The organism is Archangium sp., assembly GCF_057119385.1.
This window is the reverse complement of the sequence record NZ_DBNGVP010000118.1, coordinates 60,068-86,687: the sequence shown is the minus strand read 5'-3', so window position 1 is coordinate 86,687 and position 26,620 is coordinate 60,068. Positions and strand designations below refer to the sequence as shown.

Below are 26,620 nucleotides of genomic sequence, written 5' to 3'. Positions count from 1 at the left end.
GGAAGCCGGGGTGCGAGATACCCTCACCCCGTCCCTCTCCCGGGGGGCGAGGGGAGGTTTCCGCGGATCAGGAACGGATCAACAGACGGATCAATGGGGGATCAGGGCCGGATCAGCGCGGGATCACCTGGTGGATCAGGTTTCAGCTCACCACGGGCAGCGGGTGGGCGTCCGCGGGCCTCTGGATGCCCGCCGCCTCGTTCATCCGCCCCGAGCGGAACGGCTCGAGGTCCAACGCCACGAACTTGAACCCCAGCGCCTTCAGCGCCTTGTCCACCTCGCGCCGCAGCTCCGCCGACAGGAAGCGCTCGTACTCCTCCGCCGCCAGCTCGATGCGCGCGATCTCGTCGTGGTAGCGCACCCGGAACTGCCGGAAGCCCCGCTTGCGCAGCTCCGACTCCGCCCCGGCGATCTGGAACAGCCGCTCCCGCGTCACCGACGTGCCATACGGAATCCGCGACGCCAGGCACGCCATCTGCGGCTTGTCCCACGTGGGCAGCCCCAGCGCGTGGCTCCACGCCCGGATCTCCTCCTTCGTCAGCCCCGCCTTCGCCAACGGCGACTGCACCGCGTGCTCCTTCGCCGCCTGGTGCCCCGGCCGGTGATCCTTGAAGTCGTCCGCGTTGAAGCCGTCCAGCACCACCTCCAGCCCCAGCTCCTTCCGCTTCGCCTCGCAGAGATCGTACAGCTCCGTCTTGCAGAAGTAGCAGCGGTTCGTCGGGTTGGCCGCGTAGCTCGGGTTGGCCAGCTCGTCGCTCGACACCACCACGTGCCGCGCCCCCAGCTTCGCCGCCAGCTCCCGCGCCTCCCGCTCCTCCTCCGGTGCCACCGAGGCCGACAGCGCCGTCAGCGCCAGCGCCCGCTCCCCCAGCTCCTCCACCGCGATCCTCAGCACGAACGTGGAGTCCACCCCTCCCGAGAACGCCACCAGCGCCGAACCGTGCGCGCGCAACGCGGCACGCATCGCGTCCAGCTTGGGGCGGGAGGAGTCACACAGGGCCTGGATGCGCTCGGGGGTCAGCATGGGGGCACCTCTATAAACGAAGAACCCCCGGGTTGCCCGCGCAACCTGGGGGTCCTCGATGCTCCCGGGCCCGTGCCCCTCCCTCGCCAGGAGGGAGATGGGCCGCCCGGCTAGCGGGCCTTGCGCTTGGGAGCCGCCGCCTTCTTGGCCGCCGGCTTGGCCACCCGGGCCGCCCGGGCCGCCGGACGCGCCTTGGCGCCCTTGCCCGCCGCCGCCTTCGGCGCGGGAGCCGCCGCCTTGGCCGCCGGCGCCGCCTTGCCCGCCTTCGCCGGAGCCGACGACACGCGCGTCACCTCCGTCTTCGTCGGCGGCTGCGCCTTCATCTTCTTGCCCGTGATGATCTTCAGCTCCTCGACCGTCACGTACCCGAGGTCCAGCAGCGACTGGAAGATCTTCCCCGCGCCGTCCTCCACGCTCTCCACGTCCGAGTGGATCACCACCTCGGCCGAGGCCGGCGGCTCATACGGCTCGGTGATGCCGATGAAGTTGGGGATCTCCCCACTCAGCGCCTTCTTGTACCGGCCCGTGCTGTCGCGCTCGATCAGCTTCTCGGTCGGGCAGTCCACGTACACTTCGATGTAACGGCCGATCGTCCGGCGGTTGTCCTCGCGCCCCGCCTTGTACGGGCTCACGCACGGCACCAGCACCGCCACGTTGTTGCGGGTGAGCAGCCCGGCCACATACCCCAGCCGGCGGACGATGGTGTTGCGCTCGTCCTTGCTGTCTCCCAGTCCCTGCCAGAGATCGTCCCGGAGCTCGTTCTCGTCGAGTATCTCCACGTTGCGATCCACCTGCCTGAGCCGGGCCGCGATGTAGGCAGCCATCGTACTCTTGCCGGTCCCGGACATGCCGGTCAGCCAAACGGTAAAACCAGTCGTCTGCGCCATAACGGGTCCCAAACTCCCTGCGCCTCCAGGAGGTTACATCCGTGCCCCCCAAGAGCGCGGCAGATCAAAAGTCGGGGGCGTTATAGACGAAGATCCGGTGCTTTGACAATTCGCACCCACCTTTCCGCAGGTAGGGGGGGCAGACGGCCAAGTGCCCGCCTTCTCAAGGGATTTCCAAGGGTTGATCCGTCTCGAAGTCAAGTAAAAGCGGACGACCTTGAAAAAATCCGCACTCCCACCAGAAAATTTTCACATCCCTGACGGACGCGGAGTGGAGAGCCATGACGAGGTAGGAAACCCCCGGGAGCAGAGGTGCTCCGTCCGGAGCGGCCTGGCGTCGGTCCTCGTCGGAGAACTCCGCACCTGTGTCCACATGGGAGTGGAACACACAGGCCACGTGCTCGCCCCGGGCCTCCGCTTCCATGAGGACGCCGAGCCACTCGCGGGGCTCGAACGCGTAGGCCGTCCGGGAGGTGCGAGGAAAACGCACAGGATCCTGGGCGTGGAGGTCGTCCTGGGCGTTGCGCAGGGGGCGGACCCGCCAGGGCCCCGACTCCCCGGCCCGTAGCAGCACCCCACAGCCCTCCCGCGGGTAGCAGGACGCCAGGTGTCGGATGACGTCCGACAAGTCTTCCGGCAGCGGGGGGCTCACGCGGGCTCCTGGATCAGCCACACCGGCCACAGCGCCGCACCGGCAGGTCCGTCAGCAGGCCCGGTGCCTCCCATCCGCGGGCGCCCAGCACCGGCTCCATCCCGAGCAGCAGCCGCTGGAGGATCAGCGCGCCCAAGGCACCCAGCCCCACCCCGAGCGCTCCCGAGGGCGGAGCCCCCAGCCCGGCCGTGGTGGCCTCGAAGCATCCGGGACACCCCGAGGCGCCCCGGAAGACGGCCACGCCCCGTGTCCCATCACCGCCCAGCGCCACCCAGGGGCCCTCGCCGTCCCATACCGCGGGCAATTCGGCCAGCCGCCCCGTCCCGCGCGCGGGCAGCGCGTCCGCGTTCACGTCCGGCAGCACCCGCGTGAGGACCTCAGCACCCGGCCGGCCCACCTCGTCCGCCCGCACGAGGAAGCCCTCGGCACCGGGCAGCAGGGGCTCGGGGCCTGGCTCCACCGCCGTGCCCCCGGCCGCCACGTACGCCGCGGCCGTGAGCCCCGCCACATCCGCCGCCTTCAGCCGCACGCCTCCCGCCAGCAGCTTCTCCTGCCCTCGCCCCCCCACCTCGCGCAGGAGGATCTGCCTCGAGTAGCGGAGGATCTGCTCCTCGCGCAGCGCCATCGCCCTACCCTCCCGCGATCGCCGGAATGAGCGTGATGCGGTCCCCGTCCGCCACCGGCGTGGACAGCTCCTGCAGGAAGCGGATGTCCTCGTCGTTGAGGAACACGTTCACGTAGCGCCGCACCGCGCCCTTGTCGTCGAACACCCGCGCGCCAATCCCCGGGTGCGCCTTCTCCAGGTTGTTCAGCACCTCGCCCACCGTGGCGCCCGCGACGCGCACCTCGCCCTTGTTGCCCGTGAGGCTCCGCATCGTGGTGGGAATCCGGATCGTGGCCATCTCTCAGGCTCCTCCCTGCTTGCGCAGCAGCAGGCGGTGGGTTCCATCGCCCCGAGGCTCCAGCACGAGCACCTCGTGGCCCTCCTCGCGCGCGTTGCGCGGGACGTTCTTCAGCGGCTCGTCTCCCCGCAGCACCACCTCCAGCACCGCGCCGTCGTCGAGCGCCTCCAGCGCGAGCTTGGTGCGTACGTAGGTCATCGGGCAGACCTCGCGGGTGATGTCCAGCGTCCGGGTCACCTCGTGCATCGGGCACTCTCCTCGGTGAAGACGGGTGGGCGCGGTCGGGAGCAGCCCTCGCAATCGGGAGCCCGGCGCACGCGCACCTGACGGCCCCGCAGCGTGGCGCCATCGAGCACGTGCAGGGTGGCCGTTCCGTCCGCCACCGGAGCCGATCCCGTCAGCCGCTCCAGCACCAGCATGGCCTGCAGCGCCCCCACCAGCCCCGCCATCGAGCCGAGCACCCCCGCCTGGGCACACGTGGGCACCGCGTCCGGCGAAGGAGGCTCCTCGTAGAGACAGCGCAGGCACGGCCCGCCGGGCTCCACGCGCATCGCCTGCCCCTGCATCCGCAGCACCCCGCCGTAGACGAGCGGCACTCCCGCGGCCACCGCCACATCCGACAGGAAGAGCTTCGTGGACGTGCCATCGGTGGCATCCACCACCGCGTCATGGGCCCGGAACAGAGAGGCGGCGTTGCGATCGTCCACCCGCTCGGCGAGTGCCTCCACCCTCAGGGCCGGGAAGGCCCGCCTCAGTCCCTCCGCCGCCGACTCCACCTTGTGCCGGCCCACGTCCGGTGTGCGGTGCCAGAGCTGCCGGTGGAGGTTCGTCACGTCCACCCGGTCCGGGTCCACCAGCGTCAGGTGCCCCACCCCCGCGCGCGCGAGCGCCAGCGAGGCCGGACAGCCCAATCCGCCCGCGCCCACCACCAGCACCCGTGCCGAAGCCACTCGTTCCACGCGCGCGACCCTCGCCGAGCCCCTGTCCGCCGTCAACCCCGCTGGCGAAAAGCCGCCCCGGCCCGCACCCGAACGAATATCGTCCCGCCCCGCTCCGTCGCCATCCCGAGCACCTCCACCCGCCTTTCCTGAGGACCCATGAGACACGCGCTCGCCCTCCTCGCCGTCGCCCTGCTCGCCACCGGCTGCCCCAAGAAGACCGGGGAGAACCAGCCCGCCGACAACCCCTCCGCCAACGATGCCGGCCCGCAGACCGGCTCCACCGGGGCCACCCTCACCGCCCCCACCAACGCCGGCCCCAAGGGCCAGGGAGACACCCAGGCCACCACCGAGGCCTGCGTGGACCGCTGGCTCCAGGAGCACAAGCTGGATCGCTACGGCAACGCCGAGGGCACCATGTACGCGGGCGGAACCCCGCTCTTCAACGAGGCCACCGGCGAGTCCCGGGACCGGCTCGAGTACGTCTTCGCGCGCCAGCCCGAGGCGCGCAAGGCCTGCGCCACCCCGTCCGCGCAGTAGCCCCCGCCGCCTCCCGGCACCAGGGAGGCAGGCATCCGCTGAAGTGGTGGTATTCCCGAGAACCCGGCAGGTCCCTTAAGCTGCCGGTCCGATGGAACCCGCTCTCGCGCTCGACGACCACAACCCCGACTCGCACCGGCGTGCTCGCGTGCGGGCGGTGCTCGATCGGCGCAAGCTCACCGACAACATCTCCGCCGAGCAGGCCGCCGCTTCCTGGGAGCAGGATCGCTTCGTGGCCCGGGCCCGCGCCCTCTTCTTCGCGCGCCTCTGCTTCCTCACCCTGGGCCTGGCCATCCTCGCCGTGCCCGCGTGGTCCCGCTACTTCAACTTCCAGGGCAACTTCGCCTTCGCCGGCTACTTCGCCATGCTGCTCTACAGCGTCGCGAACTACACGGTCATCGACCACCCCAAGGCCGGCCGCTGGGTGACGTACATCACCCTGTGCTTCGATCTGCTCATCGTCGTGGTGCTCATCAACAAGCCCCAGGTCGGTGGCGGTCTGCAGAGCCCCCTGCTCGGCACGCAGCTGCTCTTCACCACCCTCTTCGCCATCCTCTTCCCCAAGCCCATCGCGATCCTCCCCTCCATGCTGGCGCTGCCCATCACCGCCCGCCTGGATCTGCTCCTCAATCGCGAGGTCACCGCCGTCGAGGTCCTCACCCTCCTGTGGTACTCGGCGCTCAACTTCACCATCGTCTACGTGCTCGTGTACCTCAGCGAGCGCGAGGCCGCCTCCCACCGCGAAGTGGTGGAGCTCCAGGGCGATCTCAAGGAGCTGGCCGTGGTGGAGGAGCGCAGCCGCCTGGCCCGCGAAATCCACGACGGCCTGGGCGCCTCGCTCTCCTCGATGATCATCCAGGCCGAGTTCATCCTCGGCATGGCGAAGGACGACTCGCTGCGCTCCGAGATCCAGGAGCTCAAGAGCACCGCCGAGGAGTCCATCGAGGAGCTGCGCCGCAACCTGCAGATGATGCGCGAGGACTTCGAGCTGACCCAGGGGCTCGAGGACTACGTGAAGACGTTCGGCGATCGCACCCAGGTGGACCTGCGCTTCGAGCGCACCGGCCTGCCGCGCAAGCTGTCCCCGGATGCCCAGCTCGCCCTCTTCCGCATCCTCCAGGAGTGCCTGTCCAACGCCGTCAAGCACGCCCAGCCCAGGCAGGTACAGGTGAAGCTCGACTACGACCTGGACACGGTGCACCTCTCCGTCCGCGACGACGGCAAGGGCTTCGATCCCAAGCAGACGCCTCGCGGCCACTACGGCCTGCTCAACATGCGCGAGCGGGCCATGAAGCTCGGCGGTACCCTCATCGTGGACTCGGCGCCAGGTAACGGCACCCGCGTATCCTTCTCCCTCCCCTCCAGCCCATGACCGACGCCACCGCGCCCTCCCCCATCCGCGTCTTCGTCGTCGAGGATCAGACGAAGATCCTCAAGAACCAGCTCCGCCTGCTCGAGAGCAACCAGGACATCACCATCGTGGGCACCGCCCTGTCCGGCGAGGCCGCGCTCGAGGAGGTGCCCCGCGTCACCCCGGACGTCCTCCTGCTGGACCTGGGCCTGCCCCGCATGAGCGGCATCGACGTCACCCGCGAGGTCAAGGCGCGCTGGCCCCAGGTGGAGATCCTCATCTTCACCATCTTCGACGAGGAGGACAAAGTCCTCGAGGCCGTGAAGGCCGGCGCCTCGGGCTACCTGCTCAAGGGCACGCCCGCGGACAAGATCATCGAGGCCATCAAGGAAGTGCGCGCCGGTGGCACCGTCATCCAGCCGAGCCTGGCGCGCCGGCTGCTGCGCCACTTCCGCGTGGAGCCGGACTCCAGCCCCGTGCCCACCGAGCCCGTGGCCCCGCCCGCTCCCGCCGCGCCCGAGACTCCCGAGCCGCCCGCCGCGGCCGCCGCCTCCGAGGCCAGCGAGCCCCTGCTCAAGCCGCTCTCCAATCGCGAGACGGAGCTGCTCCAGCTCATCGCCAAGGGCGTGTCCAACAGCGAGGCGGCCCGGCTGCTCAACCTCTCCAAGGCCACCATCCGCACCCACCTCGAGCACATCTACCGCAAGCTCGAGGTCACCAACCGCGTGGAGGCCGTCACCGAGGGCATCCGCAAGGGCCTCATCTCCGTGTGACGGGCCCAGGCCTTCCCCGGAGTCTCACCAGGCGGCGGTGATGCCCGCGATGATGCTCGAGTAGGACTCCTCGGCCACGCCGTTGTCCGTCCAGCCGCGCCGGGAGCCCTGCCCCGTGAAGCGATCCTTGTAGGACTCCAGCCGGAAGCGCGCGGAGTAGCCGAACGGGCCCCACAGGTCTCCCGCCACGCCCAGCTCCGCCGCCCAGCCCAGGCTCGACACCGCGTCGCCGTAGTCACGCACCTCGGCCACCCGCGAGCCATCCGTGTCCGCCCAGAGCGACTGCCCGGGGTTGGGCCGCAAGAAGAGCTGGCCCGCGCCCTCGATGCGCACCGCGCGCATCAACGGCACCGACACGTCCAGCCCCACCGCCGGGTAGAAGCGGTGAACCACCGGCAGCGGCGTCTCCAGCCGCTCGCCCACGTCGAACTCCCGGCCGAGCGCCCCCAGCCGCACCCCGGCATGGCCCCACAGCGGCGTCGCCTGCGTCCCCAGGTCGAAGAAGTAGCGGTACGCCAGCATGGCCCCATAAGCCGTGTCCGTCGCGTACACCTCGCGCTCGGGCGTCTCGCCAATGGGCGTCGACACCTGCACCGTCGTCCGCGCGAAGCTGCGCTGGAAGCCCAGCGTGAGCCCCACGCCCCGCAGCAGCGTCGGCCAGTGCGCCAGCGGGAACACCTCCGCCTCCGCGGCGAGCCCCGCGTACGGCGCGTTCGAGGTGAAGTCCGCGATGTCCCCCAACTGCTGCTCCGGAGGCAGGGCGTCGTACTCGCTGCACGCCATCACGCCCGGCCGCGCGCAGTACCGGCGCCACGTCACCGCCGCCCCGAGCAACACCTTCACCCGCGGCGGCAACCGGCCCGCGTCCGATGCGGTGCCCCCCTCCTCGGGGAAGCCTCCGCCACTGCCCTCGAGCTCCGTGAGGTACGTGTGCGACTCCTCGTCCAGCTCCTCCCAGGCGGGCACCGGGGCGGACTTCGCCTCCGGAACGAGCACCGGCTTCGGCGCGGGGGGCGTGGCCTCGGCCCTCGGCGCGGACTCCATCGGACGGGCCGGCTCCACCGCTTCCGGCTCGGCCTGACCCGCCGCATGGGGCTCGGACGCGGGCGGCTCCACCGCGGGCGCCGGCTGGGGCGCGGGCGTGGGGCTCGCCACGGATTCGGACGGCTCGGGTGCCTGGGTCTCGGACGGCTCGGGGGCGGGCGGGTTCGAGACCAGCACCACCTCGAGCACCGCCCGGGTGAACTTCTGGGCCTCGTACTTCGGCAGCAGCCCGCGCTGCAGCACGAACTCCCCGGTCCACACCTCGTGGCCTTCCGCGTCGAGCAGCCGGGCGTTGAAGGTGCTGTAGGTCCGCCCCGCCGAGCCCGTGAGCACGGCGTCCACCTCGAGCTTCGGCGCCAGACGCGCCACCACCCGGGGATCCACCGAGGCGGGGCCTCGCATCTTCAGCTTCGCGGCGGCCATCGCCCAGACCGCGGGCGGCAACACCTTCACCTTGCGCGTCTTGCGCAACAACCCCGTCACCTGGGCGCGCAGCTTGTTGTTCTTGTCTCCTTCGAGCGCGGAGACGGCCACGCGCTCGGCGCGCGCGGCCTGCGAGGTGAGCATCAGGGCCAGGGCCAGCACCACGCCCCAGCGAGACAACCAGCGTCCAGAGGCCATCATGGATGGCCAGCAGACTCACCCACCGTATGGGCCGTTGTCCAGGCTCGTGGCGCCCGGGCGTCAGACCTCGGCGACCGTTGGTCCAGGAGCGATCACTGGCTGCGGCGCCGGAACCGGCTGGGACACCGCCACGGGCACCGCCACCGGCACGGGCACGGGAGCGGACACCGCCGGCAGCACGGGCGGCAGGATGCCCAGGAAGTCACGCCGGTAGATGCGCACCATGGCCATGAAGAGCGAGGCGATGAGCGGCCCCACCAGCAGCCCCATCATCCCGAACACCGCCAGCCCGCCGAACATGGACAGGAAGACCAGCAGCGGGTGGAGCGCCATGCGCGAGCCGCACAGCTTCGGCCGGATGACGTTGTCGATGCTGCCCACCACGAAGGCGCCCCAGGCCAGCAGGAAGACGCCCTCGTTCACCTTGCCCGTCATCAGCAGCACCCCCCCGATGGGGCCCCAGACGAGCGCCGTGCCCCCCACCGGAACCAGCGACACCAGCACCATGGCCGCGCCCCACACCCCCGCGTGCGGCACCTTCACCAGCAACAGCCCCACCAGCCCCATCGCCCCCTGCACGAAGGCGGTGATGGTGTTGCCGTAGACGATGGCGTGCGCCACGTCGGTGAACTCCTGCGCGAACGCCTGGATGTAGCGCTTGTCCAGCGGCACCAGCTGCGTGGACTCGGCCCACAGGCGGCGGCCATCCAGGAAGAAGTAGTACATGGCCACCGTCATCAGGAACAGATCGATGATCAGCTCCGTGCCGGCCCCCAGCAGATCCTTGAGCACCGAGGCCCCGCTGGTCATCGCCCCCATCAGCGCCTCCTCCGTCCGCGAGCCGTGCAGGTTCGCCGGCACGTAGCGCCGCAGACCCCTCGGCAGGCTCGCGGCGAGCTCGCCCTGCTCCATGCGGTCCACGAGCACCTGCGCGTGCTCCATCAGCCCGAGCATCTCGCGCGCCACCAGCCAGCCCACCACCGCCAGCGGCACCAGGATGAGCAGGAAGACGGCCACCGTGGACAGGCCGGCGCACAGCGAGGGGTACGCCCTCAGCCGCGTGCGGAACAGGACATCCTGCAGCGGCCGGAACAGCACCACCAGGAAGCCCCCCAACAGCACCGGCATCAGGAAAGGAATCAGGATTCTCGAGAAGAGAATCAGCGCCAGGGCGAACAGCCCGGCGAAGATAAGATTGGACCACCGCTTCGTGTCGAGCCCAGTCACGCCCACCCCTCCCCCACGACACACCCCACGACATCCCGCCCAGGACGCGACAGAACGTAGGAACGTCGCTTCTCAGCGGGAAGCCGGGGGTCCCTACCCGAGGTAGACGATCCATGACTTCTGGACGCTTCCGCTTCCCCACCTTGACCCTCACGTTCGCCGGAGCGCTCCTGCTCGCCTCCGGGTGTGGGGGCACCTCCCAGGGCTGCATCGACTGCCCGCCCATGGAGGGCCGCTACGGCCTGGCCCTGGACCCGGGGACACTCCCCTCCGCCTGCGAGGGCGTGCCGGTGGATCTGCCCGTGGGTCCCATCGACGTGAGCCGCCAGGGCAGCGACGTCACCGCGAACCTGGATCGCATGACGCTGCGCGGCACGCTCTACGCGACGTACGACTTCAGCCTGGTGGGCAACAGCCTGGGGCAGGACATGGATGGGGGGACCCGGGGGCCCGACTCGGCCATCCTCTCCGGGCGCTACATCCCCGCGATCGGGGATGGCGGCGTGCCCAGACTGGTGGGGGACTGGCAGGGCAACTACTCGAGCACCACGGCCGGCAATACCCGGCGATGCTCGGTGACCCGCTCCTTCACGGCGACCCGCCAGTAGGCAGGCGAGCGTGCTCGCGTGGAGCGGGTCCGAGGCAACCGAGCGAGATTACTTCTTCTCGCCCTCGGCCGCCTTGGCCGCCTTGCGCTTGAACTGGCGCTTCCACTTCTGCTTGATCTTGTTCTGAACGCGGCGGTGCTTGCTCTTGCTGCGGGCCATGTAGGCGTCTCCTGAGAGAGGTAGGACAAACGAGGGGCGCCTAACTACCAGAAGATCCACCGGATGAGGAGTCCTCGATATCGTCCGGTGCCGGACGGGTGGGATACGGGATGCCCTCGGCCCCCCGGACCTCGGTGGGGAGCACCGCTCCGGCCGTCACCTCCCCCTCCTTGTCCACGTCCGCCGGCTTGTCCCGGCCCACGGGGGCGCTCGTCTGCTGGGGGCGCTTCTTCACCGAGGCGAAGATGGGCCGGCAGGCCTGCACGAAGCGGCGCACCTCGTCCAGGGGCAGCGCCGGGACGTAGTTGTCGTTCACCCCCTTCATGGAGGTGGCCATGCACATGGCGTTGAGGATGGCCTCCTCGGTGGCCTCCATGACGGCCTCGTAGAGGGGGTCCAGGCGCTGATCCAGGAGGATCTTCAGCTTGTAGACCATCTTCTGGGTGCGCCGGGGGATGATGTTGGCGGTGGAGAAGCCGACGACGATCTCCCCCGAGCCGTGCGCCGCGTAGCTGCCCACCCGGCCGATGCCCAGCGACACGCGCTTGCACAGGCGGTTGATCTGATGGCTGAGCAGCGGGGCGTCCGTGGCCACCACCGCGATGATGGAGCCGTACGTCTGCCCGCGCCGGGGCGTGTCCTTGAACTTCTCGGCGAGCACCTCGCCCACGGGCAGGCCGCCCACCCGCAGGTTGTGCATCTTGCCGAAGTTGGACATGACGAGGACGCCCAGGGTGTAGCCGCCCAGGGCCTCGGGGAGCTTGCGCGAGGCGGTGCCGATACCGCCCTTGAAGTCGCACGTCACCATGCCGGTGCCACCGCCCACGTTGCCCTCGGGGACGGGGCCTTCCGAGGCATTGCGGATGGCCTCGAAGACGTGCTCGGCCCGGACGTGCCGGCCGGAGATGTCGTTGAGGTAGCTGTCGTCGCACTCGCCGACGATGGGGATGATGACGTCGTGCTCGTCACCGATGCCCGGGTACTGCTCCACCATGTGGCGGGCCAGGGCGTCGGACGCGGCGCCCACGGACATGGTGTTGGTGAGGAGCATGGGCGTCTCCACCAGGCCCCACTCCAGGAGCTGCGTCATGCCGGCCACCTCACCGGCGCCGTTGAGCACGAAGCCGCCCCCGTTCATCCGCTCCATGAAGATGTTGCCGCGGTTGGGGAGGATGGCGGTGACGCCCGTGCGCACGGGGCCATGGCCCGGCCGCAGCGGCCCCTCGCCCCGGATGATGGTGCTGTGCCCGACGAGCACGCCCTCCACGTCGGTGATGGCGTTGTGCCGGCCCGTCTTGAAACGGCCCAACGGGATGCCCAGCTCCCGGGCTCGGACGCGCTTCTCGGTGGGCTCGCTCTCGGGTGGGTTGGCCATGGGGCGCCAACCTAGCCGAGGCGCTCTCCCGGTCAATTGCTCGTTGCGCGCATCAGCCCTCGTAGCAACAGACGCGTCTGCTCCAGGGCCAGTGTCTCGGCCTGCGCGACGGTGATGACCCCCGACATCTCCAGCTTCCGGTCCACCAGCAACGAGCTCAGCCCGTGCACCAGCGACCAGCACGTCAGCGCGAGCGGCAGGGGCTCGCCCTCGCGGAACACGCCGGCCCGCTGACCCTGGGTGATGGAGTCCACCAGCAGACCGAACGAATCCGTGTCCCCGCCGGGCGGGCCCAGCTTGGGAGGCTGCGTGAAGTGCGGCCCGAACATCACCCGGAAGTGCGCGGGGTGCTCCACGGCGAAGAGCACGTAGGCCACGCCGCACTCCGCCAGACGGCCCTCGGGCGACGTCTCCCGGGCCATGCGCTCCTTCATCCGGGCCGTCATGACGCGGAAGCCCTCCTCGGCCACCGCCACCAGCAGCGCTTCCTTGTCCTCGAAATGACGGTAGGGCGCCGCGTGCGTCACCCCCGCCCGCCGGGCCACCTCCCGGAGCGACAGCGCCCCGAAGCCCTCCTCGGAGATGAGCGCCAGCGACGCGTCCAACAGCGCCCGGCGCAGATCTCCATGGTGGTAGTGGGGCTTCTCCGCCGTCTTCTTCCGGGTACCACGCATGGCCATGGCACGAAATGTAACCACCGTTCACGTCCCATGTGAACGGTGGAAACTTCTTCCCCTCTACTCCGAACCCCAGGTGGCATCGCGGATGAGACCATCGATCTTGCTGGGCGAGAGATCCCGGGCCACGACGTCCTGCCCCTCGTTCAACGGCCAGTAGCCGACGAGCCCCTGCTCGTTGCCCGTGAAGGTCCGATCCTTGTCCGCGCGGACCTCCTGCTGGCCACGGGGCAGGTTCCAGATGCGCACGTCGCGGATGTCTCCCTGGAAGAAGCGCTCGCGCCCACCGCCCCGGGCGCCAATGGCCCAGGAGCCATCCACGAAGAAGGCGCCGAGCGGCTGGGGCGCGGACGCCACCAGCTCGCCATCCCGGTAGAGCACCCAGCGGGCACCGTCGTAGACGCCAGCCAGATAGACCCACCGGCCCACGTCCGAGGGGGGAACGTCGGCGCTCGTGGAGAAGTCCTGCCCGTTGAAGGAGCCGACCTGGTACTTCCCGCCGTTGATGCGGAGATAGACCTCGGCGGGAGGCGAGTTGGTGTGGCCGTGGACCACGATGTTGCGGATGCCATTGAGGGACCGCGGACGGATCCACGCCTCGATGGTGATGGGGCCGAAGAAGATCAGCTCCCTCGGGTTGCCCAGCTCGATATAGGACTCCTTTCCATCGAGGGTCAGGAACACCTGCTTCGCCGGGGCCTGTCCCGCCTCGCCCGCGCCGCCCACGCCCTTGTCTTCGTCACCCCGGCCGCGCAGCGCGAGGAAGGTGCCCAGGGCGATGACGAGGATGCCGGCGGCTAGCGCGATCCACGCGAGGGGCCACTTCCTCTTGGGCGCGGGAGCCTGGGGAAGTGGGACCTGGAAGCTCGCCGAGGGCCCGACGGTAAACTCCTCGTCGGGATTGGCCACGTTCACCATGGAGAGATGGAAGGCGTGCTGCCCCTGGGGCGTGCCGGGAGGAACGTTCACCTTCACGGTGTACTGGTGGGTGCCATCGGGAGGGAAATCGCGCTCCGCCTCCCCGTCGAGCGCCAACCAGTCCCGCGAGGTCGTTCCCTCGGGCTCGACGACGGCCCGGCCCCGGACCGGCCGCCCCAGCGCATTGGAGACCGTGAAGGTGAGCTCTCCCCGGCCCGAGCCGTCCAACCGGATCGAGGAAGTGGACGTGGTAATGGCGAATCCGCGGACCATGCGCGCCTCCCTTGAAGACGAGTGCCTGTCTTCCACTTCAAGGGTGGAGATGGGCCGGAAAGGACGTGATGCCCTGGAGGGCAGGATGCGGCTCCCTCCACGGACGAGGAGACGGGCCCTCGGCTCCTTGTCGAACCCGGGGTGGGAAGCCATCATCCGCCCATGATGCCGATTGCCGCCGCCGCGCCCCCGCCCTCCCCTGGAAAGCCGTCCTGGCTCAACGCCTACCGCGACTTCACGAGGGACCATGGCTTCCAGCCGATGAGGCTCGAGGGCCGGCTCCCCGAGGACTTGAAGGGCACGCTGGTGCGCGTGGGCCCGGTGAGCTTCGGCGTGGGCGAGCAGCGCTATGGCCACTGGTTCGACGGGGATGGCGGCGCGCTGGCGGTGCGCTTCGCGGAGGGTGGTGCCTGGGGAGCGGCCCGGGCGATCGACACCCCGAGCATCCGGGCCGAGCGCACGGCGGGCAAGGTGCTCTACAGCAACTATGGGACGGCGGCGCCCTCGCTGTGGCGCCGGATGTTCGGCGGGACGAAGAACGCGGCCAACACCTCGGCGATGACGTGGAACGGGCGGCTCTTCGCGCTGGTGGAGTCCACCATCCCCACGGAGCTGTCCCTGGAGGACCTGCGCACCCTCGGAGAGACGACGTTCGAGGGCGTGGTGGGCCCGGCCTTCTCCGCGCACCCGCACCGGGTGGGCTCGCGGCGGGCGGCGTACAACTTCGGCGTGCACTACGGGCGCGTTCCCCTGCTGGACCTGTACGAGCTGCCCGACTCGGGCCCCATCCGCCGGATGGGCAGCGTGCCCCTGCCCGGGATGGTGATGATCCACGACTTCATCGCCACCGAGCGGCACCTGCTCTTCTTCGTGGCCCCGATGCGCATCCGCATCTTCCGGGTGCTGCTGGGCCTGGGCAGCTTCTCGGACAACTTCGATTGGCGGCCGGAGCTGGGAACGGAGGTGCTCGTCATCCCCATCGACGAGCCCTCGAAGGTGATGCGCTTCCAGGCGGAGCCCTTCTACACGTGGCACTTCGGCAACGCGTTCGAGCAGGACGGGCGCATCGTGGTGGACTCCGTGCGCTACCCGGACTTCGGCACCAACCAGTGGCTGGCCGAGCAGATCCACGGGTGGGCCTCCACGGACGCGCAGGGCCGGCTGCACCGGACGACGATCGACCCGAAGGCGGGCACGCTGCGCACCGAGCAGATCTCGGATCGGCGCTGCGAGTTCCCCGGGGCCACGCCGTTGCTCTCGGGGGCGCGCCACCGCTACGTGTACCTGGCGGCGCACTCGGGGCAGAAGGCGTGGCGGGGGCCGCAGGACGCGCTGGTGAAGGTGGACATGGAGACGGGCCGGGAGACGGTGGTGACGCTGGGGCGCGAGCACTACGCCTCCGAGCCCGTGTTCATCCCGCGCCCGGGCGGCTCGGCCGAGGACGATGGCTGGCTGCTCGCCCAGACCTACGACGCGACGAGCGACCAGACGTACCTGGCGGTGCTGGACGCGAGGACGCCGGAGGCGGGCCCGGTGGCGCGAGCCTGGCTGGACCACGGCTTCCCGTTCACCTTCCACGGCACCTGGGTACCGGCGGCGTAGCGTAACCCGATGGCGTCACTGGCCAGCCGGGCCGGGCTCCTCGTACGATTCCGGCATGACGACCTCCGCCGCCGTGAAGTCCGCTGGAGAGCACCCGCTGCTCGCCACCCTCCGCCAACTCGCGCCCAGGGTTGCCGCCCGCTCCGAGGAGATTGAAACAGCCCGCCGGCTGCCAGCCGATCTCGCCCAGGAGCTGGCCCAGGCCGGGCTCTTCCGCATGGTGGTGCCCGAGGCCTACGGAGGCCTCGAGCTGCACCCGGCCGTTATCATCGAGGCCGTCGAGATGCTCTCACGGGCGGACGGCTCGGCGGGCTGGTGCGTCATGATCGGCGCGTGCACCGCCATGTGCTCGGCGTGGCTGCCCGAGCCGCAGGCCCGCGTCATCTATGGAGCGCCGGACGTCATCACCGGCGGAGTGGCCGCCCCCATGGGCCGTGCCGAGCTCGTCGAGGGAGGCTACCGGGTCACCGGGCGTTGGCCCTGGGCCAGTGGGAGCCAGAACTGCCGCTGGCTCGTGAGTGGCGCGGTGGTGACGAAGGACGGTGCCCCCCAGATGCGTGGGCCCGTGCCCGAGGTGCGCCTGTTCTTCTTCCCCAGCTCGGACGTGACGCTGCACGACACCTGGCACGCCTCGGGCCTGTGCGGCACGGGCAGCGGCGACATGGAGGTACGGGACGTCTTCGTGCCCGCCGATCGGAGCATGTCGCTCGTCACCGAGCGCCCGCGTGTCGCTCGGCCGCTCTACGCCTTCCCCGCCTTCGGACTGCTGGGGGTGGGCATCCCGGCCGTCGCGCTCGGAATCGCCCGCCGCGCCATCGACGAGCTGACGGCCCTGGCGAGCCAGAAGAAGCTCATGGCGCACGGTGGCCAGTTGCTGGCCAGGAGGGCCGCGGTGCAGGAGGCGGTGGCCGAGGCCGAGGCCACGCTGCGTGCCGCGCGCGCCTTCCTGCTCGAGACGGTGCACACCACCTTCGAGGCCGCCACGCGCGGCGAGGTGACGGTGAAGCACCGGGCGGAGCTGCGGCTGTCCTATACGCACGCCATGCGGAGTTGCGCGCGCGTGGTGGACCGGATGTACGACGCGGCGGGAGGCACGGCCGTCTACCGCGCCAGTCCGTTGCAGCGCTGCCTGCGCGACATCCACGTGGCCACGCAGCACGCCATGGTGGCCCCGGCCACGCTGGAGCTCATCGGCAGCGTGCTGCTCGGAGTGGAAGCCAACACGGTCATGCTCTGAGCGGGCCGTTCGTGCTGCCCGCCTTCCGTGGGCGAGGGCTGTACCGGGCGCTCGTGACCGCGCGGCTGGGCTATGCCGCCGGACGGGGCATTCCCCTCGCCACCGTCCACTCCCGCGCGAGCACCTCCGGGCCCCTGCTGGAGCGCCTCGGCTTCGAGACGCTCTGCCGGTTTCCGATCTTCACCAACGACTGACGTCCGCCAGGTCCCAGCCCTGTCTCAGTGAGCCTTCATGTCCATGCGGACCGGCCCCTCGCCCGAGGAGGACGACGACCCGGAGCCCGAGCCCGTCACGGCCTTGTTGTCCTCGGCCATGGCGGCCTTCTCGAGGGCGGCCTTCTCCATGGCCAGCTTCATCAGCGCGCTCTCATCCGCCGCGCGGCGGGCCTCGCGCTCCTTGTAGCGGCGGATGGCCGGGGCCATGATCTCGCCAATCAGGCCCCGGTAGTCCATGCCGGCGCCCTGCGCGATGAGCACCAGGTCGCTCCACCCCGGAGTCAGACCCGGCAGCGGGTTGCACTCGATGAAGTAGATGCGGCCCTTGTCGTCCATGCGGAAGTCGATGCGCGCCACGTCCCGGCATCCCAGCGCCATGAACGAGCCACGCGCCGCCGCCCTCAGCTTCTCCAGCAGCGCGGGCTCCAGCTTCGCGGGCGCGTCGTAGCGGATGCGATCCGTCCAATCCAGCTTGTGCTCGAAGCTGTAGATGGGCGTCTTGTCCGCCTTGTCCAGGAAGACGATCTCCATGGGCGGCAGCACGCGCGGGCGGCGCTCGCCCAGCAGGCCCACCGTGAACTCACGCCCGCCGATGTACTCCTCGATGAGCGCCGGCTGCTGGTACTTGGTGACGATCTCCTTCACCACCTCGCGCAGCTCCGCCTCGTTGTGGCAGACGCTCTTGCTCACCACGCCCTTGGAGGAGCCCTCGGCCACCGGCTTCACCATCAGCGGGAAGCTGGTGAACTCCTTGTTGAGCCGCTCCTTGCCCGTGTGCATCAGCTGGAAGTTGGGCGTGTGGATGCCCGCCTGGCGGACGATCTTCTTCGCCAGCGCCTTGTCCAGCGCGATGGAGAGCGTGGCCGGATCCGAGCCCGTGTACGGGATGTCCAGCAGCTCCAACATGGCCGGCACCTGGCTCTCGCGGTTGCGGCCCTTGAAGCCCTCGGCGATGTTGAACACGATGTCCAGCGGCGTGCTGGCCAGCACGCTGGGCAGCTCCGCCGTGGCCTCCAGGTCCACCACCTCGTGGCCCCACGAGGCGATGGCCTCGCGGATGGCCTGCAGCGTGGTGGGCGAGTCGTACTCGGCCTCGCTGTCCTCCACCGCCTGGCCGTCCAACGCCGGCTTCACGCGCTTGACGTTGTAGGTGAAGCCCACGCGCAGCGGACCCGACTTGCGCGCCGGCTTGCCCTGGCGCTTGCCGTCCTTGATCTTGTTGCGCCGCGCCGCGCTCTGGATGATGGCGCCCACCACCCCGTCCAGGTGCATGCCCTCCATGGCCGCGGCGGCGTAGATGCCCGCGCCCGGCTCCAGGCTCGGCAGCGCGTTGATCTCCAGGAAATACGGCACGCCCGCGTCGCTGAGCCGGAAGTCGATCCGTCCCAAGTCCCGGCAGTCGAGCGCCTGGAAGATCTTCTTCGACATGGTGCGCATCTCCTCGGCCACCTTCGGAGGGATGTTGGCCGGGGCGCGCACCTTGACGGCGTTCTCCTTCTTCGTCTTCAGCTCGTAGTCGTAGATGGCGTACTTGCGGCCGGCGATGGCGGCCGGATCGATGTCGTACTCCGTCGGGCTGAGCACGCCGTCATGGTCGTTCTGCACCGCCGCCAGGTACGGGACGGTGATGTCCGTGCCACTGATGAACTCCTCCACGAGGACGCCGGCCGGGTAGCGCGCCAGGGCCTGGGACACCTTCTCGCGGGCCTGCTCCAACGTCTCGGCCACCGAGTCCTGGGTGATGCCCTTGGACGAGCCCTCGAAGTTGGGCTTGATGATGACGGGGAAGCGCAGATCCTCCGCCTTGAGCTCGGTGAGCTTCTCGACGAACTGCCAGCCCGGGGTGCGGATGCCGTGCTTGGAGAGCACCAGCTTGGTGAGCTGCTTGTCCAGCGTCACCGCCAGCGCGTACGCGTCCGAGCCGGTGTACGCGAAGCCCAGCTCCTCGAAGAGCGCCGGGTAGAAGGCCTCGCGGAAGCGGCCGCGGCGGCCCTCGGCGATGTTGAAGATGAGGTCCGGGCTGTACGCCTCGAGCCGCGCGACGGTGCGGGAAGCCGGGCCGCTCACCTCGAAACGCTCGAGCCGGTGGCCGAGCCGCTCGATGGCCGAGGCCAGCGTGTTCACCGTCTCTTGAGTGTCGAACTCCGCCTCGTCTTCCGAGTCGGACAACCGGAGGTTGTACGTCAGCGCGATGCGCAAGGCTTTCCCCTTCTGGACTTCTTGAAATGGCGGATCCGGCGGAGCCGGGCCGCGGACAAGAATCTGCCTGGGACGCGAGCGGCCGTCACAGGTGTGCGTGCTGCAACCGTTGCTCCGGCGACGACCTTCCCGTCCACCACCTGCGTCTGGGCCCAGGTATCCCCCAGCCGCCAGCCGAGCGGATCCCTCACCACGCGCAGGGCCTCCACGCCGCCGATCACCACGAGCCCCGCGAGGCCCACCACCAGCCCGAGGGGCTTCGGCATCATCCCCAGCAGGACGATGAGGGCCAGCGGGGCGTTGCGCAGGGTGCTGTCGCGGTGTCGCGCGGCGGACTGCGTGGGCAGGTGCATCACCTTCACGCCGAAGATGCGCTTGCCCACGCTCTGGCCCTGGAGCATGCCGTCGGCCAGCAGCAGGAAGAGCAGCGCCACCACCTCGCCGGCGGCGCCGCAGACGACGCAGAGACCCCAGGCCACCGCGACGTCCACGATGCGCGCGCCCGCCCGCATCCACAGCGAGGCCTTGGGATAGGGTGAGCCCGGAAGCTCGTCGCCGTCGTGGACCACGCGCAGGCCGGGCCGGCGGTGGGTGGAGAAGACAGGATGGGAGGGGCTCACTCTTCGGGCTCCAGGATGAGGCCCCGCTCGGGGCGCTCGGGCTCGTCCAGGCCCGCGAGCTGCGCGAGCCGCTCATGGGCGCTCACCATGCCCGGAGGCCGCTGGTACGGCGAGGACGAGGCGGCGGCGTTGCCGGTGAAGTCCGGCGAGGCCACCAGTTGGGCCGTGGGCGAGCCCGTCTCGGACATCTGCCGCAGCCGGCCGCGCGCGCCCTCCACGTCCTGGGCGGCGGGCTCTCCCTCGCGGGTGAAGAAGACGAAGGCCATGGCGGGCCGCTTGGAGGACTCGCGCATGGCGAACTGCACCCCGTCCAGGGTCCACCCCCGGAGGCTCCACTCATTCACGGTGCGCTCGAGCGTCCCCTCGTCCACGGTGGACAGCTCGACGACCTTGTACTGGAGGGGCCCCGCGGGCCGCACGGCGGAGGCGGGGATGGCGGTGCGGGCGGCACCCGGGCGCTTGCCGGCACGGGGGGTGCGCCGGGTCGCCGCCGGGGGTGCCGCCTTGCGATGGGGGGGCCGTTTCTTCTTGCGGGTGGCCATGTGCCGATTCTGTAGAGACGCCGTGCCCGACCGTCAACCGAGCAGCTTCGCGGCTTCCAGCGCGTGATAGGTAATGATGAGATCCGAACCCGCGCGCTTGATGGAGGTGAGAATCTCCAGCATCAGCCGATCTCCGTCGATCCACCCGTTCTGCGCGGCGGCCTTCACCATGGAGTACTCGGCGGACACGTTGTAGGCCACCACCGGCACGTTCACGCGCTCGCGCACCCGGTGGATGACGTCCAGGTAGGACAGCGCGGGCTTGACCATGATCATGTCCGCGCCCTCCTCGATGTCCAGGTCCGTCTCCTTGAGGGCCTCGCGCACGTTGCCCGGGTCCATCTGGTGGGTGCGCCGGTCTCCGAACTGGGGCGTGCTCTGGGCGGCCTCGCGGAAGGGCCCGTAGAAGGCCGAGGCGTACTTGACGGCGTAGGAGAGGATGGGGACCTCGGTGAGCTTCACCTCGTCCAGCGCCGAGCGGATGGAGGCCACGCGCCCGTCCATCATGTCCGAGGGGGCGATGATGTCCGCGCCGGCCTGGGCGCACGTCACGGCCATCCGCGAGAGCAGCGGCAGCGTGGCGTCGTTGGCGACATGGCCGCCCTCGATGATGCCGCAGTGGCCGTGGTCGGTGTACTCGCACAGGCACACGTCGGCGATGACGAGCATGTCCGGCAGCGCGTTCTTGATCTCCCGGATGGCGCGCTGGACGATGCCCTCGCGCGCGTAGGCCTGGGAGCCCTGGGCGTCCTTGTGATTCGGGATGCCGAAGAGGAGCACCGCGGGCACGCCGAGCGCGTGGGCCTGCTTCGCCTCGGCGACGGCATGCTCCACCGAGAGGTTGGAGATGCCGGGCATGGAGCCGATGGGGCGGCGGATGTCGCGGCCCTCGACGACGAAGAGCGGATAGATGAAGTCCGAGGGCGCGAGCGTGGTCTCGCGCACCATCTCACGGAGGGCCGGGCTGCGGCGCAGCCGGCGGGGTCGGTGGATCGGATGAGCCATGTGCCGACGGTATAAACCGTTGGCGGCCACCGGAAAGGAAATCTCCTGATGGGGCTGCTCAGACAGCAGCCAGGCGCCAGCTCTCGTCGAGCCAGCTGCGCTGCCTGGACATGCGAGCGGCCATGCGTTCGGCGAGCTCGGCCTCGTGGACGGCGCGGGCATAGCGGGTCCGGGCCGCCTCGGTGTTCTCGCGCAGACCGCGCTCCGCCTCCGCCAGCTCCCGGCGCGCCGCGTACAGCTCCTGCTCCATCAGCTTGATCGTGGACATGGGGTGTTGCCTCCTGTGCTTCGCGGCTTGTGCACACGCCGGGCCATGCAGGGGCGCCCCGCAAGGGCGCGAAACCACGAAGGCCGGAAAAGTTGGGACCTCCAAGCACCCGGAAAAAAGGTGCGAACCGCATTTCCCGGGTGCGCAAAGGGGCTCGCGAGCGGCCGGGACACGGGCTCGGGTGCTGGCTCGTGTGGCATGCAGGGCAATCGCGGGCCGGGCTCCGTCGTAGAGTGCGCATCGTGCCAGCCATCGAAGTGATCGGACTCCGTAAGACCTACCGGCGAGCGTTCCGCGCCGGACACGAGGCGCTGCGGGGTGTGGACCTCTCCGTACCAGAAGGCAGCGCGTTCGGGCTGATCGGCCCCAACGGCGCGGGGAAGACGACGTTCATCAAGAGCATGCTGGGAATCGTGCAGCCCACGGAGGGGACGGTGCGGGTGCTCGGTGGCTCGCCGGAGGATCCGCGAATCCGGGCGCGCATCGGCTACCTGCCCGAGCGGCTGCACCTGCCGGGCGCGTGGCTGGCGCCGGCCTTCCTGGGGACGGTGGCGGGCCTGAAAGGACTGAAGCCGGACAAGGCCGCGAACCTGCGCCTGCTGGAGCGGGTGGGACTGGGGGACGCGCTGGGCCGGCGCATCGGCGGGTACTCGAAGGGCATGCGGCAGCGGCTGGGGCTGGCGGCGGCGATGCTGGGCAGCCCGGATCTGCTGATCCTCGACGAGCCCACGGACGGCATCGATCCGATGGGACGGGTGGAAGTGCGGCGGATCCTCCAGGAGGAGGTGCAGCGCGGCACGACCCTGTTCCTCAACTCGCACCTGCTGGCGGAGACCGAGCGGCTGTGCGACCGGGTGGCGATCCTCGGCAACGGCAAGGTGCTGCGCGAGGGGCGGCTGGAGGAGCTGGCCCGGAGCGGTGCGCGGTGGGTGGTGCGCTTCGCGCCGGGAGCGGACGCGGGGGCGCTGGGCGCGGCGGGCTTCACGGCGGCGGGCACCGAGGGCCAGTACCACGTGGAAGCGGCGGACGCGGCGGGGCTGAACGCGGCGCTGGACAAGGCGCGGGCGGCGGGAGCGCTGCTGGTGGAGCTCAAGCGGGACGGGCAGGATCTGGAGAGCGTGCTGGCCTCGGCCATGGGGGTGGCGGCATGAACGGCGTGTTGGGAATCGCGGGGTACGTGTTGCGCGAGGCGGTCTCGCGCAAGTTCATCCTGGCCTTCCTGCTGGGCGTCACGGGCGTGCTGGTGACGCTGTCGCTGAGCCTGAAGATCGAAGTGGTGGACGGGGCGCTGGCGGCCTCGCGGCTGTTCGGCGAGGTGATGGACATCAACATCCGCGCGGTGGACGTGGCGCTCAAGCCGGTGTTCATGGCGGCGGCGGCCCTGGTCTTCTACGGGGGCATCCTGTTCGGCATCGTCTCGTGCTGTGACTTCGCGCCGAGCCTGCTGTCGCCGGGGCGCATCGAGCACCTGCTCGCCCTGCCCTTGCGCCGCTGGCACATCCTGGCGGGCACGTTCGTGGGGGTGATGACGCTGGCGCTGCTCGGGTCGCTGTACGGCTCGGTGGGGCTGGTGCTCATCTTCGGGGTGAAGACGGGGTACTGGACGGTGGGGCCGGTGATTTCGGCGCTGCTGGCGTGCGTGAGCTTCGCGGCGGTGTACGCGGTGATGCTGACGACGGCGACGCTGATCCGCAGCTCGGCCCTGTGCGCGGCGCTGGGAGGCATCACGCTGGTGGCGGGCGTCATCGCGGGCTTCCGGACGAAGATCGCCCCCTTCCTCGAGGAGGGCGTGAGCCGCGAGCTGTTCAAGGGCGTGACGCTGGTGCTGCCGCGGCTGTCCGCGCTGGCGAAGGCGGGAATGGACCTGGCGGCCTCGACGCCACTGGGGGTGCAGTCGCTGACGATGCTGTTGGCGGGAGTGTTCGTGTTCGGCCTGGGCGTGCTGGCGCTGGGCTTCTGGTGGTTCGAGGGGAGGGATTACTGATGCAGCAGCGGCGTCGTGGACTGTGGCTGGTGTTCGCGGTGGTGCTCTTCGGCCTGGCCGCGTGGCTGATGCTGTCGGGACAGGGCGAGGAGGAGGCCCCTCCCCCGCCGAAGGTGGCGTTCCCGAACCGGCTGCGGCCGGCGGAGCGCGAGCGCATGGAGAAGCGGCGCACGTACGTGATGCCCGCGGTGATGGACGCGGGGACGGTGGCGGAGCAGAAGCCGATACGGCCGAGCGATCCGGTGCTGGCGGCGCTGCCCCGGGGCAAGGGGAAGACGGCGGTGGTCATCGAGGCCAACGCCATCCGTCACTCGCCCATCGGGGAGATGCTGCTGGAGTGCCTGATGAACCGGGAGGGCGCGGAGCTGGAGCGGTTCAAGAAGGAGACGGGCGTGGACCCGTTCCAGGACCTGGACCGGATGGTGCTCACGGATGATGGGGTCATCCTCTCGGGCAACTTCGGGGACGAGCGCCTGAAGAACCTGCTGAGCAGCCGGGGGGCGACGCACTACGACTACGGAGACGAGGCGCGGCTCTTCGAGCGGCAGTACGAGCGCAAGATGCCGGACGGGAGCGTGGTGCGGCGGGACGGGCCGCAGATGGGCCTGTGGAACAACCAGATGCTGGTGTTCGGCCGGTCGGCGGACGGGGTGAAGCAGGTGATCGACCGGGTCGAGGGCCGCGGGCCGGACGAGCCGCCCGTCATCTCCGAGAGCAGCACGTACGGAGAGATGTATGGGGTGATCTCGACGGAGCAGCTCAAGAAGCTGTTCCCGCAGGAGCAGCAGGAGCTGGCGGCACGGCTGGCCGAGGTGGCGGAGAACGTGGAGCTGCACGTGGACGCGAGCTCGGACTTCGCGATGACGGCGCAGGTGAAGGGGCCGGACGCGGACAAGGTGACAGACCTGGGCAAGTCGCTCGGAGGCGCGCTGTCGCTGGCGCGGATGAAGGCGCAGACCGAGGGCGAGAAGGAACTGGCGCAGCTGCTGGACTTCGCGAAGGTGCGGCCGGACGGCAACGAGTTCAAGCTGGAGCTGGCCGTGCCGCTCGAGACCATCAAGCAGCAGCTCGCCTTCTGCCGCGAGCAGCAGGGCGCCCAGAACGAGAAGCCGCAGGAGGCCAGCCCCACGCCGTGAATTCCGGGGTCGAGCCGAGGGGCCCGGTCTATGCCGGGCTCTCGGCGAGCGGAATGATCTCCCGGTGGAGCGCCTGCTCCTTCAAGGCGAAGCGGAGCAGGCTCGTGCCATCGTCCCCCTCCGCCCAGTAGGCCCCGATTCCCTCGAAGAGCGCCTGGTTCTGCTCGGGCCAGCTCGTGGGGAGGAAGACCCGGAGGACGCGCGGATCGTAGAAGCGGAAGTAGAGTTCCCGGTTCGCGGAGTCCTTCACCATGAGGAACTTGCGGAGGTGGCGCCGCACGTCCCTGAAGGGCCGCTGGCTGGACAGGAAGATCCCCCAGTTCCTCCCCCACCCCTCCTGAACCAGCGACCGCAGCAGCCGCGAGTCCCTGGGCAGATGGACCACGTAGGGCGCGATCTCCGCCATCGCCTCGCCCTGGGCTCCCTCATAGAGGGAGCGATACGCCTCTACCGATTCGCGCAGCAGGACGAGGATCCGCTCATCCCGCGCCGCATCCAGCACCGCGAAGAGAGGTCCGGTCAGCCCGGAGAGCACATCCAACGCGCGTGCCTTGCGCTCGGCGGATTCGGGGTCAGCGGGCGAAGGCGGAGGGGTATTGCCTTCGAAATAAACGGAGAAATCGGTCTGGCCCGCGCGCACCCAGGCTCCGTGGGAGACCTCTGATTCATCCACGAGTTGCCCGTTCAGCAGCGTGCCCGCTCCACTTGCCAGGTTCTTCAACTGGCACGTCGCTCCATCCCAAGCCAGCTCGAAGTGCAGAGCGGACACTCCGGTGTCGCCGACAACCACGAACTCCGCCGGCTCCGCCCTGCCAACACGCAGCACCCGCCCTGGCTCGACCACCGCCTTGTGGCCCGCGTTCGCGCCCCAGCGCACCTCGACGATGAGTCTCTTGTCTGTGCCAGCAGCCGTCACTCCACTCTTCCCTCCCGCCATAGACCGAGTGCCTGCCTATCCGGGTCGCGGTGCGAGGGCCTCGAGTTCCATGAACTCATAGACTCGTGCTGGAGACTTCTGTACCAGGCCAACCTGTAGAGGAACGAATGTGGATACGCCCACCTCGACCCTGCGCTCCCACTCCTCGTAGAGCATTCTGTCGGCAAGCTTCTCGTTCTCTTTGCTCTCCCTCAGCGCAAACTCGTCATCGGGCTCCTTTTCCAGCGTGTCTTGCCCGGTCGCGATGCGTACGAATTGAGAGTCCACGAACTCCGTTTCACTCCAGAACCGGACCCCCTTGGGCAGCACAGAGTCGAAGCACTCCCGAGGCAGGAATTCTTTCGCCAGTTGAAGGACATGTTGGCTACACAGGAATTTGCCAAACCAACGAGCGTAGGCAACCGCTTCCTCGTGATACACGTCGGAAACAAATTCTGTCTCCTGCACGGAAGCGAAGCGCGCATCCGTCGACATGAGATCCTTGGCCTTCAAGAAATGTTGCTGGCGCAGCCTCCACCGCGACAGGGCCGCGAAGCCTTTGAACTGCCACAGATACGCAGGATGCGTACTCAGCCAGAACCATTTCTTGGGATCGGCTTTGTTGTTCCCAGGCACCAACACCATCATCGCCATCTCAACGATGTCGAACCACAAATCTCCGGGCTTGGCAGTGCCCGGCAACACGGCTCCCACAAAACACTTGCGCCCAAGCCAGGGTGTTTTCTGCGCGGTATATATCACACCGGGCCCACCCTCGAAGTACGCCTTCAAGGCTTTCGCCTCATCGGTCAAATCCGCTTGATGAAGCACTCCAATCAGCGAAGCTACGGCCCCAGGAGCAAACCTGGTTTCGAGGTACTGCCGATACATAGAATCGATACTATTGACCTTGGACACTTGCCA

General features: G+C 69.5%; 30 protein-coding genes. 10 read left to right on the top strand and 20 right to left on the bottom strand.

The features are described from left to right. Nucleotides 1-142: 142 nt before the first annotated feature. The 7 genes from larE to AC16DP_RS28825 form a co-directional block, all read right to left on the bottom strand. Nucleotides 143-1,024 carry an ATP-dependent sacrificial sulfur transferase LarE gene (gene larE / locus AC16DP_RS28855; RefSeq protein ID WP_329726436.1) on the bottom strand — a complete coding sequence of 294 codons (882 nt, stop codon included), beginning with the start codon at nucleotides 1,022-1,024 and terminating at the stop codon, nucleotides 143-145. Between the two features lie 110 nt (nucleotides 1,025-1,134). Continuing rightward, on the bottom strand, nucleotides 1,135-1,911 hold the full coding sequence (gene cysC / locus AC16DP_RS28850) for an adenylyl-sulfate kinase (RefSeq protein WP_329726435.1): 777 nt from the start codon (nucleotides 1,909-1,911) through the stop codon (nucleotides 1,135-1,137). 163 nt (nucleotides 1,912-2,074) lie between these two features. Next, nucleotides 2,075-2,563: a M67 family metallopeptidase gene (locus AC16DP_RS28845; protein WP_329726434.1), complete on the bottom strand. Its 489-nt coding sequence runs from the start codon at nucleotides 2,561-2,563 to the stop codon at nucleotides 2,075-2,077. A gap of 13 nt (nucleotides 2,564-2,576) precedes the next feature. After that, nucleotides 2,577-3,188, bottom strand: a complete 612-nt coding sequence (locus AC16DP_RS28840) for a ThiF family adenylyltransferase (protein WP_329726433.1) — start codon at nucleotides 3,186-3,188, stop codon at nucleotides 2,577-2,579. 4 nt (nucleotides 3,189-3,192) lie between these two features. Beyond that, nucleotides 3,193-3,465, bottom strand: a complete 273-nt coding sequence (locus AC16DP_RS28835) for a ubiquitin-like small modifier protein 1 (RefSeq protein ID WP_329726432.1) — start codon at nucleotides 3,463-3,465, stop codon at nucleotides 3,193-3,195. A gap of 3 nt (nucleotides 3,466-3,468) precedes the next feature. Beyond that, the gene (locus AC16DP_RS28830) at nucleotides 3,469-3,711 is read right to left on the bottom strand and encodes a sulfurtransferase TusA family protein (protein WP_047858212.1); all 243 of its coding nucleotides are present in this window, start codon (nucleotides 3,709-3,711) and stop codon (nucleotides 3,469-3,471) included. Then, complete coding sequence (locus AC16DP_RS28825) at nucleotides 3,699-4,424, bottom strand: HesA/MoeB/ThiF family protein (RefSeq protein WP_329726431.1); 726 nt, start codon at nucleotides 4,422-4,424, stop codon at nucleotides 3,699-3,701. Before AC16DP_RS28825 ends, AC16DP_RS28830 begins: the two co-directional genes overlap by 13 nt. Nucleotides 4,425-4,562: 138 nt before the next feature. Between AC16DP_RS28825 and AC16DP_RS28820 the strand changes: the two genes are divergently transcribed. The 3 genes from AC16DP_RS28820 (at nucleotide 4,563) to AC16DP_RS28810 (ending at nucleotide 7,067) form a co-directional block, all read left to right on the top strand. Then, nucleotides 4,563-4,943, top strand: coding sequence for a hypothetical protein (locus AC16DP_RS28820; RefSeq protein ID WP_329726430.1), 381 nt, complete (start codon nucleotides 4,563-4,565; stop codon nucleotides 4,941-4,943). A 91-nt stretch (nucleotides 4,944-5,034) separates the two neighbouring features. Further along, nucleotides 5,035-6,315 carry a sensor histidine kinase gene (locus AC16DP_RS28815; protein ID WP_329726429.1) on the top strand — a complete coding sequence of 427 codons (1,281 nt, stop codon included), beginning with the start codon at nucleotides 5,035-5,037 and terminating at the stop codon, nucleotides 6,313-6,315. After that, nucleotides 6,312-7,067 carry a response regulator transcription factor gene (locus tag AC16DP_RS28810; RefSeq protein WP_329726428.1) on the top strand — a complete coding sequence of 252 codons (756 nt, stop codon included), beginning with the start codon at nucleotides 6,312-6,314 and terminating at the stop codon, nucleotides 7,065-7,067. Before AC16DP_RS28815 ends, AC16DP_RS28810 begins: the two co-directional genes overlap by 4 nt. Nucleotides 7,068-7,091: 24 nt before the next feature. Here AC16DP_RS28810 and AC16DP_RS28805 read toward each other — a convergent pair whose 3' ends face one another. Both AC16DP_RS28805 and AC16DP_RS28800 read right to left on the bottom strand, forming a co-directional pair. Next, complete coding sequence (locus AC16DP_RS28805) at nucleotides 7,092-8,735, bottom strand: hypothetical protein (RefSeq protein ID WP_329726427.1); 1,644 nt, start codon at nucleotides 8,733-8,735, stop codon at nucleotides 7,092-7,094. Nucleotides 8,736-8,795: 60 nt separating this feature from the next. Then, entirely contained in the window at nucleotides 8,796-9,962 is a 1,167-nt protein-coding gene (locus tag AC16DP_RS28800; RefSeq protein ID WP_329726426.1) for an AI-2E family transporter, read from the bottom strand. A 113-nt stretch (nucleotides 9,963-10,075) separates the two neighbouring features. Between AC16DP_RS28800 and AC16DP_RS28795 the strand changes: the two genes are divergently transcribed. Beyond that, the gene (locus tag AC16DP_RS28795; RefSeq protein WP_329726425.1) at nucleotides 10,076-10,570 is read left to right on the top strand and encodes a hypothetical protein; all 495 of its coding nucleotides are present in this window, start codon (nucleotides 10,076-10,078) and stop codon (nucleotides 10,568-10,570) included. 48 nt (nucleotides 10,571-10,618) lie between these two features. On the opposite strand, the gene AC16DP_RS28790 is transcribed toward AC16DP_RS28795, so the two are convergent. From AC16DP_RS28790 to AC16DP_RS28775, 4 genes are read right to left on the bottom strand one after another with little or no spacing between them, the layout of a single operon-like run. Beyond that, the gene (locus AC16DP_RS28790) at nucleotides 10,619-10,729 is read right to left on the bottom strand and encodes a hypothetical protein (protein ID WP_047858218.1); all 111 of its coding nucleotides are present in this window, start codon (nucleotides 10,727-10,729) and stop codon (nucleotides 10,619-10,621) included. Nucleotides 10,730-10,769: 40 nt separating this feature from the next. Then, nucleotides 10,770-12,104 carry a DmpA family aminopeptidase gene (locus AC16DP_RS28785; protein WP_329726424.1) on the bottom strand — a complete coding sequence of 445 codons (1,335 nt, stop codon included), beginning with the start codon at nucleotides 12,102-12,104 and terminating at the stop codon, nucleotides 10,770-10,772. A gap of 32 nt (nucleotides 12,105-12,136) precedes the next feature. Beyond that, entirely contained in the window at nucleotides 12,137-12,784 is a 648-nt protein-coding gene (locus AC16DP_RS28780) for a TetR/AcrR family transcriptional regulator (protein ID WP_329726423.1), read from the bottom strand. A gap of 57 nt (nucleotides 12,785-12,841) precedes the next feature. Continuing rightward, nucleotides 12,842-13,972: a LamG domain-containing protein gene (locus AC16DP_RS28775; RefSeq protein ID WP_329726422.1), complete on the bottom strand. Its 1,131-nt coding sequence runs from the start codon at nucleotides 13,970-13,972 to the stop codon at nucleotides 12,842-12,844. Nucleotides 13,973-14,134: 162 nt separating this feature from the next. On the opposite strand from AC16DP_RS28775, the gene AC16DP_RS28770 reads away from it, so the two are divergent. The 3 genes from AC16DP_RS28770 to AC16DP_RS28760 are packed head-to-tail and all read left to right on the top strand — an operon-like array spanning nucleotide 14,135 to nucleotide 17,005. After that, a complete protein-coding gene (locus AC16DP_RS28770) occupies nucleotides 14,135-15,574 on the top strand; it encodes a carotenoid oxygenase family protein (RefSeq protein WP_329726421.1) in 1,440 nt (479 codons plus the stop codon). A 55-nt stretch (nucleotides 15,575-15,629) separates the two neighbouring features. Continuing rightward, nucleotides 15,630-16,811, top strand: coding sequence for an acyl-CoA dehydrogenase family protein (locus tag AC16DP_RS28765; RefSeq protein ID WP_329726420.1), 1,182 nt, complete (start codon nucleotides 15,630-15,632; stop codon nucleotides 16,809-16,811). A gap of 11 nt (nucleotides 16,812-16,822) precedes the next feature. Next, nucleotides 16,823-17,005 (top strand): GNAT family N-acetyltransferase, encoded by a 183-nt coding sequence (locus AC16DP_RS28760; protein ID WP_329726419.1) that lies wholly within the window; start codon nucleotides 16,823-16,825, stop codon nucleotides 17,003-17,005. Between the two features lie 24 nt (nucleotides 17,006-17,029). Here AC16DP_RS28760 and AC16DP_RS28755 read toward each other — a convergent pair whose 3' ends face one another. Genes AC16DP_RS28755 through AC16DP_RS28735 form a run of 5 tightly spaced genes read right to left on the bottom strand, consistent with a single transcriptional unit; the run spans nucleotide 17,030 to nucleotide 21,660 of the window. Then, nucleotides 17,030-19,225, bottom strand: a complete 2,196-nt coding sequence (locus tag AC16DP_RS28755; RefSeq protein ID WP_329726418.1) for a D-alanine--D-alanine ligase family protein — start codon at nucleotides 19,223-19,225, stop codon at nucleotides 17,030-17,032. Next, the gene (locus tag AC16DP_RS28750; RefSeq protein WP_414640673.1) at nucleotides 19,210-19,800 is read right to left on the bottom strand and encodes an RDD family protein; all 591 of its coding nucleotides are present in this window, start codon (nucleotides 19,798-19,800) and stop codon (nucleotides 19,210-19,212) included. The genes AC16DP_RS28755 and AC16DP_RS28750 overlap by 16 nt, the downstream gene beginning before the upstream one ends. A gap of 41 nt (nucleotides 19,801-19,841) precedes the next feature. Continuing rightward, nucleotides 19,842-20,387 carry a hypothetical protein gene (locus AC16DP_RS28745; RefSeq protein ID WP_329726416.1) on the bottom strand — a complete coding sequence of 182 codons (546 nt, stop codon included), beginning with the start codon at nucleotides 20,385-20,387 and terminating at the stop codon, nucleotides 19,842-19,844. Nucleotides 20,388-20,420: 33 nt separating this feature from the next. Then, nucleotides 20,421-21,392, bottom strand: a complete 972-nt coding sequence (gene hemB / locus AC16DP_RS28740) for a porphobilinogen synthase (protein ID WP_329726415.1) — start codon at nucleotides 21,390-21,392, stop codon at nucleotides 20,421-20,423. 58 nt (nucleotides 21,393-21,450) lie between these two features. After that, nucleotides 21,451-21,660: a hypothetical protein gene (locus AC16DP_RS28735; RefSeq protein ID WP_329726414.1), complete on the bottom strand. Its 210-nt coding sequence runs from the start codon at nucleotides 21,658-21,660 to the stop codon at nucleotides 21,451-21,453. A 242-nt stretch (nucleotides 21,661-21,902) separates the two neighbouring features. Between AC16DP_RS28735 and AC16DP_RS28730 the strand changes: the two genes are divergently transcribed. From AC16DP_RS28730 to AC16DP_RS28720, 3 genes are read left to right on the top strand one after another with little or no spacing between them, the layout of a single operon-like run. Beyond that, the gene (locus AC16DP_RS28730; RefSeq protein ID WP_329726413.1) at nucleotides 21,903-22,811 is read left to right on the top strand and encodes an ABC transporter ATP-binding protein; all 909 of its coding nucleotides are present in this window, start codon (nucleotides 21,903-21,905) and stop codon (nucleotides 22,809-22,811) included. Then, entirely contained in the window at nucleotides 22,808-23,644 is an 837-nt protein-coding gene (locus AC16DP_RS28725) for a hypothetical protein (RefSeq protein WP_329726412.1), read from the top strand. Before AC16DP_RS28730 ends, AC16DP_RS28725 begins: the two co-directional genes overlap by 4 nt. After that, entirely contained in the window at nucleotides 23,644-24,780 is a 1,137-nt protein-coding gene (locus tag AC16DP_RS28720) for a hypothetical protein (RefSeq protein WP_329726411.1), read from the top strand. Before AC16DP_RS28725 ends, AC16DP_RS28720 begins: the two co-directional genes overlap by 1 nt. A gap of 28 nt (nucleotides 24,781-24,808) precedes the next feature. Here the strand turns inward: AC16DP_RS28720 and AC16DP_RS28715 are convergent, their stop codons facing one another. Continuing rightward, nucleotides 24,809-25,696, bottom strand: coding sequence for a DUF4123 domain-containing protein (locus tag AC16DP_RS28715; RefSeq protein ID WP_329726410.1), 888 nt, complete (start codon nucleotides 25,694-25,696; stop codon nucleotides 24,809-24,811). A gap of 36 nt (nucleotides 25,697-25,732) precedes the next feature. Next, nucleotides 25,733-26,614, bottom strand: coding sequence for a hypothetical protein (locus tag AC16DP_RS28710; RefSeq protein WP_329726409.1), 882 nt, complete (start codon nucleotides 26,612-26,614; stop codon nucleotides 25,733-25,735). Between the last annotated feature and the right edge of the window lie 6 nt (nucleotides 26,615-26,620).

What these genes read in the sequence shown, in the direction of transcription:
- larE (WP_329726436.1), bottom strand. Translation starts at nt 1,024, where the DNA reads ATGCTGACCCCCGAGCGCATCCAGGCCCTGTGTGACTCCTCCCGCCCC.
- cysC (WP_329726435.1), bottom strand. Translation starts at nt 1,911, where the DNA reads ATGGCGCAGACGACTGGTTTTACCGTTTGGCTGACCGGCATGTCCGGG.
- AC16DP_RS28840 (WP_329726433.1), bottom strand. Translation starts at nt 3,188, where the DNA reads ATGGCGCTGCGCGAGGAGCAGATCCTCCGCTACTCGAGGCAGATCCTC.
- AC16DP_RS28835 (WP_329726432.1), bottom strand. Translation starts at nt 3,465, where the DNA reads ATGGCCACGATCCGGATTCCCACCACGATGCGGAGCCTCACGGGCAAC.
- AC16DP_RS28830 (WP_047858212.1), bottom strand. Translation starts at nt 3,711, where the DNA reads ATGCACGAGGTGACCCGGACGCTGGACATCACCCGCGAGGTCTGCCCG.
- AC16DP_RS28820 (WP_329726430.1), top strand. Translation starts at nt 4,563, where the DNA reads ATGAGACACGCGCTCGCCCTCCTCGCCGTCGCCCTGCTCGCCACCGGC.
- AC16DP_RS28815 (WP_329726429.1), top strand. Translation starts at nt 5,035, where the DNA reads ATGGAACCCGCTCTCGCGCTCGACGACCACAACCCCGACTCGCACCGG.
- AC16DP_RS28810 (WP_329726428.1), top strand. Translation starts at nt 6,312, where the DNA reads ATGACCGACGCCACCGCGCCCTCCCCCATCCGCGTCTTCGTCGTCGAG.
- AC16DP_RS28805 (WP_329726427.1), bottom strand. Translation starts at nt 8,735, where the DNA reads ATGATGGCCTCTGGACGCTGGTTGTCTCGCTGGGGCGTGGTGCTGGCC.
- AC16DP_RS28795 (WP_329726425.1), top strand. Translation starts at nt 10,076, where the DNA reads ATGACTTCTGGACGCTTCCGCTTCCCCACCTTGACCCTCACGTTCGCC.
- AC16DP_RS28790 (WP_047858218.1), bottom strand. Translation starts at nt 10,729, where the DNA reads ATGGCCCGCAGCAAGAGCAAGCACCGCCGCGTTCAGAACAAGATCAAG.
- AC16DP_RS28785 (WP_329726424.1), bottom strand. Translation starts at nt 12,104, where the DNA reads ATGGCCAACCCACCCGAGAGCGAGCCCACCGAGAAGCGCGTCCGAGCC.
- AC16DP_RS28780 (WP_329726423.1), bottom strand. Translation starts at nt 12,784, where the DNA reads ATGGCCATGCGTGGTACCCGGAAGAAGACGGCGGAGAAGCCCCACTAC.
- AC16DP_RS28775 (WP_329726422.1), bottom strand. Translation starts at nt 13,972, where the DNA reads ATGGTCCGCGGATTCGCCATTACCACGTCCACTTCCTCGATCCGGTTG.
- AC16DP_RS28770 (WP_329726421.1), top strand. Translation starts at nt 14,135, where the DNA reads ATGATGCCGATTGCCGCCGCCGCGCCCCCGCCCTCCCCTGGAAAGCCG.
- AC16DP_RS28765 (WP_329726420.1), top strand. Translation starts at nt 15,630, where the DNA reads ATGACGACCTCCGCCGCCGTGAAGTCCGCTGGAGAGCACCCGCTGCTC.
- AC16DP_RS28745 (WP_329726416.1), bottom strand. Translation starts at nt 20,387, where the DNA reads ATGGCCACCCGCAAGAAGAAACGGCCCCCCCATCGCAAGGCGGCACCC.
- hemB (WP_329726415.1), bottom strand. Translation starts at nt 21,392, where the DNA reads ATGGCTCATCCGATCCACCGACCCCGCCGGCTGCGCCGCAGCCCGGCC.
- AC16DP_RS28735 (WP_329726414.1), bottom strand. Translation starts at nt 21,660, where the DNA reads ATGTCCACGATCAAGCTGATGGAGCAGGAGCTGTACGCGGCGCGCCGG.
- AC16DP_RS28725 (WP_329726412.1), top strand. Translation starts at nt 22,808, where the DNA reads ATGAACGGCGTGTTGGGAATCGCGGGGTACGTGTTGCGCGAGGCGGTC.
- AC16DP_RS28720 (WP_329726411.1), top strand. Translation starts at nt 23,644, where the DNA reads ATGCAGCAGCGGCGTCGTGGACTGTGGCTGGTGTTCGCGGTGGTGCTC.